Consider the following 7,447-nt stretch of genomic DNA (forward strand, 5'->3'; position numbering starts at 1 on the left):
GTTCGGCTTCGCCGGACCGGCGTGACCCCACACGGCTGGTGAGGGTTCAAGCCGGGCATGCCTTCTGTCGGAGTCGCGACTCACGAGGGGGCGAACCGATGACGGTCGATACCGGGCGCGGGCACGGACGTACGCGAAGGGGCGCCGGCGTCACGCTGCGACTGGCTTCGGTGGCTGCCGGCGTGGCGGTGGCCGCGCTCCTGGTCGCCGACTTCCGGCTGACCGGTTCGGCAGGCCAACAGGTGCTCGCGGTGGCGCTGATGGCCATCTTCGTGAGCGCGGGCATATGGGCGGTGTCACGCCTGACGGCTCTCCTGATGCGGCCGTCCCTGCGACAGGCCAGGGAGCTCCTCGCGGAGGAGCCCGACCTCCGGGGCTCGGACCGGGAGTTCTTCGCCCCGGTGCGTCGTCTGATGTTCCTCGGCGTGCTTCGGACCCTGGTCGATCTACTGGTCCTGCCGACCGTGTATCCGCTCGCCCTCTGGGCCGGCGTACGGATCTGCGGCGCCGCAGGTCTCTCTGCGCACCTGGCCGGACTGTGGCCGGTCGTCGTCTCGGGGCTGCTCGTGGCGGCCGTTGCCGGCACGGTCGGGACGTTCTTCGCCCTGTTCCGCCGCCGCACCAGCCACGCAGCCGCGCGCTCGCTGGCCGCCGTACTGCTCAATGCCGCCGGACTCGCGCTCGCCGCACTCGTCCTGGACGGCGTCCGGCTCGACTCTGCGCCGGGGTGGCGGCAGGCGCTCGCCCTGTGTGCCGTGGCGTCCCTCTTCGTGCTGCCGCGGATCACGCTGTCCCTGCCCGTACCGGGCATCGCCTCGATCGTCCTCGTCGCCTACCACTGCCTGGTGTTGTGGCTGATCTGCGCGGCCTTCGCGTTCGTGGACCCCCAGCTTCACGCCGAAGGCTTCTGGCCGTTGGCGGGAGCCGCCGCGATCATGTGGGCGGCCGAGTGGCCCGCGCGCCTGGCCGCCCGGCGGGCGCAGGGAGCCACCGCTCAGCCGGCTCCCGTCCTGCCCGATCCGTTCCCGCCGGATCACGGGTTTCCCTCCGGCCCGCTGTACTGAGGTCCCCGGTCTGTCGTGTCGTCGGCCCCACGCCCCCACAGGCTGCGTGGTCTGCTCGGCAGGGGAGGGAGCGCATGGGCTGGCGGAACTCCTCGAGTCGTGCCTGCTCACCGACGCCGAGTACGCGGCCGGACCCGAGGCGTGGAAATCCCTCCCCGCCGCCTTCGATTCCCTCCTCGGCTCCGTCGCCTGACCAGCCGACCAGCCGCCCACCCGACGCTCCGGCCTCACCGACAAGGAACAGACATGGCCCTGCTCCCGTACGGCTCCCGATAGGCCTCGGCGGAAACCCGCCGGCGGCACCAGCCCTTTCCTTGCCTGCCGCCACAACCCGGCAGCGACCCTTCGCACGACCAGCGCCTGGTGAAGGCGTACGAGCGCGGCCTGCTCCACCCGAGGGCCGAGCGACGCACGACCACGTACGTCCCACTGCCCGTGACCGTCCTGTCCGGACTCCTTGGCCGCGGTCACCGCCTCATCGGTCGGCGGCCCGGCGCCTGCCCCGTCGGCGGCGCGGGTACGGGAAGAGTCGTGGCGAGCGCTTGGCGGCCAGGTCCTCGACCCAGCCGAAGGTCAGCAACAGGAGGCCGAGCAAGGGGAGCGCCACCAGCAGCGTGAACCACGGGCTGGCCAGCAGCCACTTGAGGTTCGTGTAGAAGAAGTGGACGCTCCAGAGGGGGTCGATCAGCGGGACGGCGACCACCAGCGCCGCCTCGTGCCAGAGGTAGACGCTGACAGCGCGTGCGTTGAGCAGGCTGACCAGGCCGTTCCAGCGTTCCAGCGGCCTGGGCCACTCCTTCCAGGACGGGCTGACGTGGAGCAGGATGGCAACGAAGCCGAGGGACCAAAGGGCCTGGGCGATCGGCCAGGACTCGATGTCGGTCGGTTCGGTCGGATCGACCGGCCGGGTCTGCAGGTACCAGAGGGCGGCCACCATGATCAGCGGCGCGATGGACGGCAGGACGTACTGCGGGATCTTCTTGAGCAGCCCCTCCTGGTGGGCCATGCCGAGGATCCAGCAGGAGCCGAACATGGCGAAGTCGTTGGTGGTCTCCCACACCCGGCTGTAGATGAACTCCTGGTCGGCGAAGAACGTGTTCATGACGATCGTCAGCGCCAGGGGCGTGAACAGCGTCACCACCGGAAAGCGTCGCAGTGCCCGGAGCATCAGCGGTGAGAGCAGGACGTACCACAGGTAGGCCCGGAGGTACCAGAGCGGGACGATGATCTGCGCGGCCCAGCTGTGTTCCACGTGGTGCTGGAAGCCGGCCAGCTCGTCCGCGTACGGCGGGGTGCTCAGCGGCAGCAGCCAGAAGCCCAGCTTGGCCCACCACCAGCTGGGGTGGCCCTCGGAGTGGGGGCCCCAGCCGTCGAGAATCTGGAGGGCGATCACGACGGCGCCGAACAGCCACATCGGCGGCAGCAGCCGGCGCAGTCGGCCGCGGATCACGCCGAGGGCGGGACGGCTGAGCGAGCGGGCCATGAGCGAGCCGGCCAGCGCGAACATCACGCCCATCGACGGGAAGACGAGGGGCAGCCAGAACCAGCCGAAGTTGTGGTAGAGCACCACGCGGCCCAGCGCCAGGGCGCGCAGCAGGTCGAAATAGCGGTCGCGGCCGCCCTTGCGCTCGGGCGGTGCCTGCGGCTCCGGCTCCTGCCGCGGCACGCCGGGGAGCACCCTCAGCTGGACGGTGTCGTAGGGGCGCCCGAGGTCGATGGGTGCGGTCACGGTCGGGCCTCCACGGGTACGGCGACCTCGCCGGTGCGGCGGAGCTTCTGCCACCGCAGCCGGCCACCGGTCATCGCCGTGATCGCGGACTGCAGCAGGACGATGTACATCAGCTGTCGGTAGACGAGTTGCTGGATCGGCAGGCTGATCAGATGCCAGGGCTTCTCGCCGTCGAGCCGGAAGGCGTACCAGGACAGTGCGGCCTGGAGCAGGATGAAGCCGCCCCAACTGGTGAGGGTGATCGGGGCGTCCCCGAACAGCACGCCGTACAGCAGGAACAGGTCGACCAGCGGCGCCAGCAGCGGGGCGACCACGCCGAAGAGCACGACGAGCGGCAGCCCGATCCGGCCGAAGCGCCCGGCCGGACCGCGGGAGGTCACGGCGCCGCGGTGCTTCCACATCGCCTGCATGCTGCCGTAGCTCCAGCGGTACCGCTGGGACCAGAGCTGCTGGAGGCTGGCGGGCGCCTCGGTCCAGGCGCGGGCGCGCTCTGCGTAGACGATCCGCCAGCCGTCGCAGAGCACCGCGATGGTGATGTCGGTGTCCTCGGCGAGGGTGTCGTCGCTCATCCCGCCGGTCTGCCGCAGGGCCTCCTTGCGGAAGGCACCGACAGCGCCGGGGATGGTCGGGATGACGCCCAGCATGTCGTACATCCGGCGGTCCAGGTTGTGGCCGAGGACGTATTCGATGTGCTGCCAGGCGCCGATCAGGCTCTCCCGGTTGCCGACCTTGGCGTTGCCCGCGACCGCGCCGATCGCCGGGTCGCCGAAGGGCTGGACCAGCTCGCGTACGGTGGACGGCTCGAAGACGGTGTCGCCGTCCATCATCACGATGATGTCGTACGAGGCTGCCGCGATGCCGGTGTTGAGCGCGCTGGACTTGCCGCCGTTGACCTGGCGGATCAGCCGGACGAACGGCAGGTCCATCTCCTCGACGATGTCCGCGGTGCCGTCCGTCGAGCCGTCGTCGATGACGATCACCTCGATCGGATGATCGCTGACGGCCAAGGAGGCGAGGGTGTTGGCTATGCACTCGCGCTCGTTGTAGGCCGGGACCAGTACGGTGACCGGCTCGGTGACCGGTGGTCCCCAGAGATCCCGCCGCTTGGAGCGGCGGGCGTGGATCGGTGCGAGAACGAGCATCAGCGCGAACCGGCCGAAGTTGAGGAAGCCGACGAGGGCCAGCAGCGCGACCAGCACCGGCAGCGTGTGCACGGCGAACTGGGTGGCCCAGATGAATCCCTTGCCGGCCCACAGCTGGAAACCGTGCACCGGCACGGTGGCGCTGGAGGCGCCGAGTGCGTCGGAGATGGTGGTGAAGCGGTAGCCCTGGGCCTGCAGCTTGTCGATGATCTGTACGAGCGCGGCGATGGTCTGGGTACGGTCGCCACCCGCGTCGTGCAGCAGGATCAGCTCTCCCGCACCGGGCCTGGACGGCATCGCCGCCTTGACTATCTCCTCGACGCCGGGGCGCTTCCAGTCGTCGGTGTCGCGGTCGATGAACGCGGTGAGGTAGCCGCGCGCGCCCACGTACTTGATCACCGGGTAGTTCCAGTCGTCCAGCGCCGAGGCATCGGAGGAGTACGGGGGGCGGAACAGCGCGCTGTGGACGCCCGCGACGCCGGCCAGCGCCAGCTGCGTCTGCGCCAGCTCCCAGCTCATCCGGGCGTGGGACTGGTAGACCAGATCGGGGTGGGTGAAGGTGTGCACGCCGAGTTCGTGGCCGCCCGCGACGATCTGCCGGATCAGCTCCGGGTTGCGCGTGGTCATCGCGCCCGTCACGAAGAAGTCCGCGCGGATGTTGCGGGCCGCGAGCACCTCGAGGATCTTCGGAGTCCACTCCGGCGAGGGACCGTCGTCGAAGCTCAGAACCACGGTGCGGTCGGGGATGTGATAGCTCACGGGGTGCTCGTTCTTGGCGCCCCGCGCGTCGATGATCGGGCCCCCCTTGAGCAGGTCGTCCGGCACGGTCGTCTTGTCGACCGAGATCGCGATCCGGGAGTCGTGGAACGCCTCGTTGGTGGCGAGGCCGCGCAGGACGAGGAGCGCGAGCAGGCAGGCCAGCAGGGAGAGCGGCATGAAGAAGCGCAGCGGTGGCGCGGCCAGTCGGCGCGGCCTGAGCAGGGACTGCCGGCGGCGCTGGTGGCGGGACAATGACGCTCCTGGAGATGGGTGGTGCGGACGATCAGGGGTGCTTGGCCGGTCGGCCGGGGGGCGCTGTGCCGCGCGGTGCGGTCGTCGCGTTCTTCGATGTGGTGGCCGCGTTCTTCGGCGTGGCGGCGATCGTCTTCGGCGTGGCGGCCGGGGTTTTCGCGGTGGTGGCCGAGGTCTTCGCCTGGGGTGTCGCAGACCGTGTGACCGTCCGGGGCGCGGACGAGTAGGACGACGGGCCGGGCGACAGCGACGGCACGGGTGAGGGCGACGGGGCGGCCGGCCGTGAGGGCTGCACGGGGATGCCCATCGCCGGGGCGTCCGCCTGCACGCCGATCAGGCTGCTGCCCATGGCGACCGCCAGGACCGCGCCGACCACGGAGACCGGCCAGCCGAAGCCCCGTAGCAGACGGCCGCGCAGACCCGACTGGTCGACGAATACCGGTGCGGGAGCGGACTCCCGAGAATTTGACTCAAACATGTCAGGCTCCGCCCGGTGCGCCGGCCAACGGTCGATGGAAATTGATGATTGCGCGCACCTTGCGAGGCCTTTCGGCGCAGGGTGCGTAGACCGCAGGACAGCAGGGCGAACGCTAGTACATCGACCTCAATCGAATTTGGCCCGATGTATGCATTTGGCGTGATCTGCTCAGGTGTCGTAATCGGATCGAGATGACAATTGGATGTACCGATCAGTAGGCGAGATGCGAGGTCTCCGGATATCGATCGACCACCTGCGAGACACCATCCGAGTCGGCGCTACGATGCCCCCCTCGCGTGATCAGTCATTTGATCCTCATGCAAATAGGGCGTGTCCTGGTACCGCCTCTACGCCCCAAGGAGCCCGTGTGAGCCAGTCCCGCCGCACCTCTCGTCGCCGCGTGTGGACCGCGCTCACGCTGCCCGTCCTTCTGTGCGTACTCGCCGCGTGTTCCGGCGGCTCCGCATCCGGCAGCGGCGCCGATGGCGCGGCCCCCAGCGCCTCGCCGAGCCCGTCCGGACCGCCGGGAACCCTGTTCGACAATTTCCACTACAGCGGCCCCGACGACCCCTCGCTCACCGCCAACGGCTGGGAGGTCCGTAACGGCGCGGGCAGCCCGGGGATCAAGGACACCTGGTCCGGCGCCGGCGCCGGCTTCCCCTCCGACACGACCGCCCAGGGGGGCAGGGTCCTGCAACTGCAGGCCTCCACCGACGGCACCAAGCAGGGCACCAAGCAGGTCGAGGTGCAGAGCACCGGAACCGACCTCTTCACGGGGACCTACGCCGCTCGGGTCCACTTCAGCAACAAGCCCACGAGCGGTCGCAACGGCGACCACGTCGTCCAGACCTTCTTCGCGATATCCCCCTCGGACTCCTCGGCGAACTACAGCGAACTCGACCACGAGTACCTGCCGAACGGCGGCTGGGGTTCGGTGGGTCCGCAACTCGACACCGTCAGCTGGTACAAGGCCGATCCGCCGGACCGAGTCAGCCACACGTCCAAGCAGCGCCTTGACGGTTGGCATGTCATGATGATCACCGCCGTGAACGGAAAAGCGACCTATTCCCTGGACGGCAAGGAGCTGTTCACCAGCTCGGGCAAGTACGTACCGCGCGAGAAAATGGACATCCACTTCAGCAACTGGTTCATCGACCTTCCCTTCACCGGCGGTCCGCGCGCATGGGACATGAAGGTCAACTGGTTCTACTACAAAGCCGGTGAGGCTGTTTCCCTGGCGGATGTCCAGAAAACGGTGGACGGCTTCTACAGCGCCGGCGCCAACTACATCAACACCGTGCCGAAGTCCTGAAGTACGGTCGTCCGGGGCGCCGGTAGCCGCGAATCGCTCCACGATCGGCCAACTGCCGCTCAGGAACGGCAAAAAGCCCCGCCCGGCCATTCCTGTCGGGACGTCAGGCTTCCACCCGGCTACCGCGACGCGGACACGGTGCGTGCCTTCGTTCCACATGTGCGGGCGGACCGGCTCCGTCTGGTCGGAGACGGACCCACCGCGCTCCCCGCCGAAGCGGACGTGACACACCCGCTTCGGCCTGGGCGGCCAACGCGGCCGAGCACGCCGACGAACGACCTGACCTGCGGCCCGCATCACACCTGAGCCCAGGTGGTGGATGCAGTCCCCCCGGAAGGAACGATCCTCTGCGGGGCCTCCCGGGTGACACGGGGCGACGCCCGGCCCGGCGTACCGCCCCCCGGCGGTCCTCAAGCCCGAGGACCTAAGGACCTGGCCCGGGCCTGCCTGGAGCACTCGTTCCTGCCGGGCCGTGGCCTGTGGAACCGTGACCTCCGTACCGGCTACCGTCCGACCGGGGCGTGTGCCCGCGGCGTCCAGGGCGCCGAGCACCCGAGCGAGCGGTGCGCCCGGTTCCTGAAGGCCGGCCCGAAGGCGCAGGTCGAGCGGCGGCAGGAGGCGGCCTTCCAGCGCTTCGAGACCCACCACGCCCGCGCCACCCGGCCCGGCTCCCACTGATCCCGGGACCTGGTCGCAGCCGGCCCGCGCTCC

6 protein-coding genes and 1 pseudogene are annotated in these 7,447 nt (G+C 69.7%); 4 read left to right on the plus strand and 3 right to left on the minus strand.

The features are described from left to right. The first annotated feature begins 98 nt into the window (after positions 1 to 98). On the plus strand, positions 99 to 1,064 hold the full coding sequence (locus tag AB8A24_RS16425; protein ID WP_369476314.1) for a hypothetical protein: 966 nt from the start codon (positions 99 to 101) through the stop codon (positions 1,062 to 1,064). Positions 1,065 to 1,140: 76 nt separating this feature from the next. Continuing rightward, a pseudogene (locus AB8A24_RS16430) lies at positions 1,141 to 1,257 on the plus strand (cobalamin biosynthesis protein CobW); the annotation flags it as partial. 282 nt (positions 1,258 to 1,539) lie between these two features. Here the strand turns inward: AB8A24_RS16430 and AB8A24_RS16435 are convergent. From AB8A24_RS16435 to AB8A24_RS16445, 3 genes are all read right to left on the minus strand, one after another. Further along, positions 1,540 to 2,793 (minus strand): acyltransferase, encoded by a 1,254-nt coding sequence (locus tag AB8A24_RS16435; RefSeq protein ID WP_369476316.1) that lies wholly within the window; start codon positions 2,791 to 2,793, stop codon positions 1,540 to 1,542. After that, positions 2,790 to 4,871, minus strand: a complete 2,082-nt coding sequence (locus AB8A24_RS16440; protein WP_328966130.1) for a glycosyltransferase — start codon at positions 4,869 to 4,871, stop codon at positions 2,790 to 2,792. The genes AB8A24_RS16435 and AB8A24_RS16440 overlap by 4 nt, the downstream gene beginning before the upstream one ends. Positions 4,872 to 4,977: 106 nt before the next feature. After that, a complete protein-coding gene (locus AB8A24_RS16445; protein ID WP_369476317.1) occupies positions 4,978 to 5,424 on the minus strand; it encodes a hypothetical protein in 447 nt (148 codons plus the stop codon). 367 nt (positions 5,425 to 5,791) lie between these two features. Between AB8A24_RS16445 and AB8A24_RS16450 the strand changes: the two genes are divergently transcribed. After that, on the plus strand, positions 5,792 to 6,736 hold the full coding sequence (locus AB8A24_RS16450; RefSeq protein WP_328965278.1) for a glycoside hydrolase family 16 protein: 945 nt from the start codon (positions 5,792 to 5,794) through the stop codon (positions 6,734 to 6,736). Positions 6,737 to 7,099: 363 nt separating this feature from the next. After that, positions 7,100 to 7,414: a hypothetical protein gene (locus AB8A24_RS16455; RefSeq protein ID WP_369476320.1), complete on the plus strand. Its 315-nt coding sequence runs from the start codon at positions 7,100 to 7,102 to the stop codon at positions 7,412 to 7,414. The last annotated feature ends 33 nt before the right edge of the window (positions 7,415 to 7,447 follow it).

The organism is Streptomyces sp. BF23-19, assembly GCF_041106355.1.
GTDB classification, from domain to species: Bacteria; Actinomycetota; Actinomycetes; order Streptomycetales; family Streptomycetaceae; genus Streptomyces; species Streptomyces virginiae_A.

What these genes read in the sequence shown, in the direction of transcription:
- AB8A24_RS16425 (WP_369476314.1), top strand. Translation starts at nt 99, where the DNA reads ATGACGGTCGATACCGGGCGCGGGCACGGACGTACGCGAAGGGGCGCC.
- AB8A24_RS16440 (WP_328966130.1), bottom strand. Translation starts at nt 4,871, where the DNA reads ATGCCGCTCTCCCTGCTGGCCTGCCTGCTCGCGCTCCTCGTCCTGCGC.
- AB8A24_RS16445 (WP_369476317.1), bottom strand. Translation starts at nt 5,424, where the DNA reads ATGTTTGAGTCAAATTCTCGGGAGTCCGCTCCCGCACCGGTATTCGTC.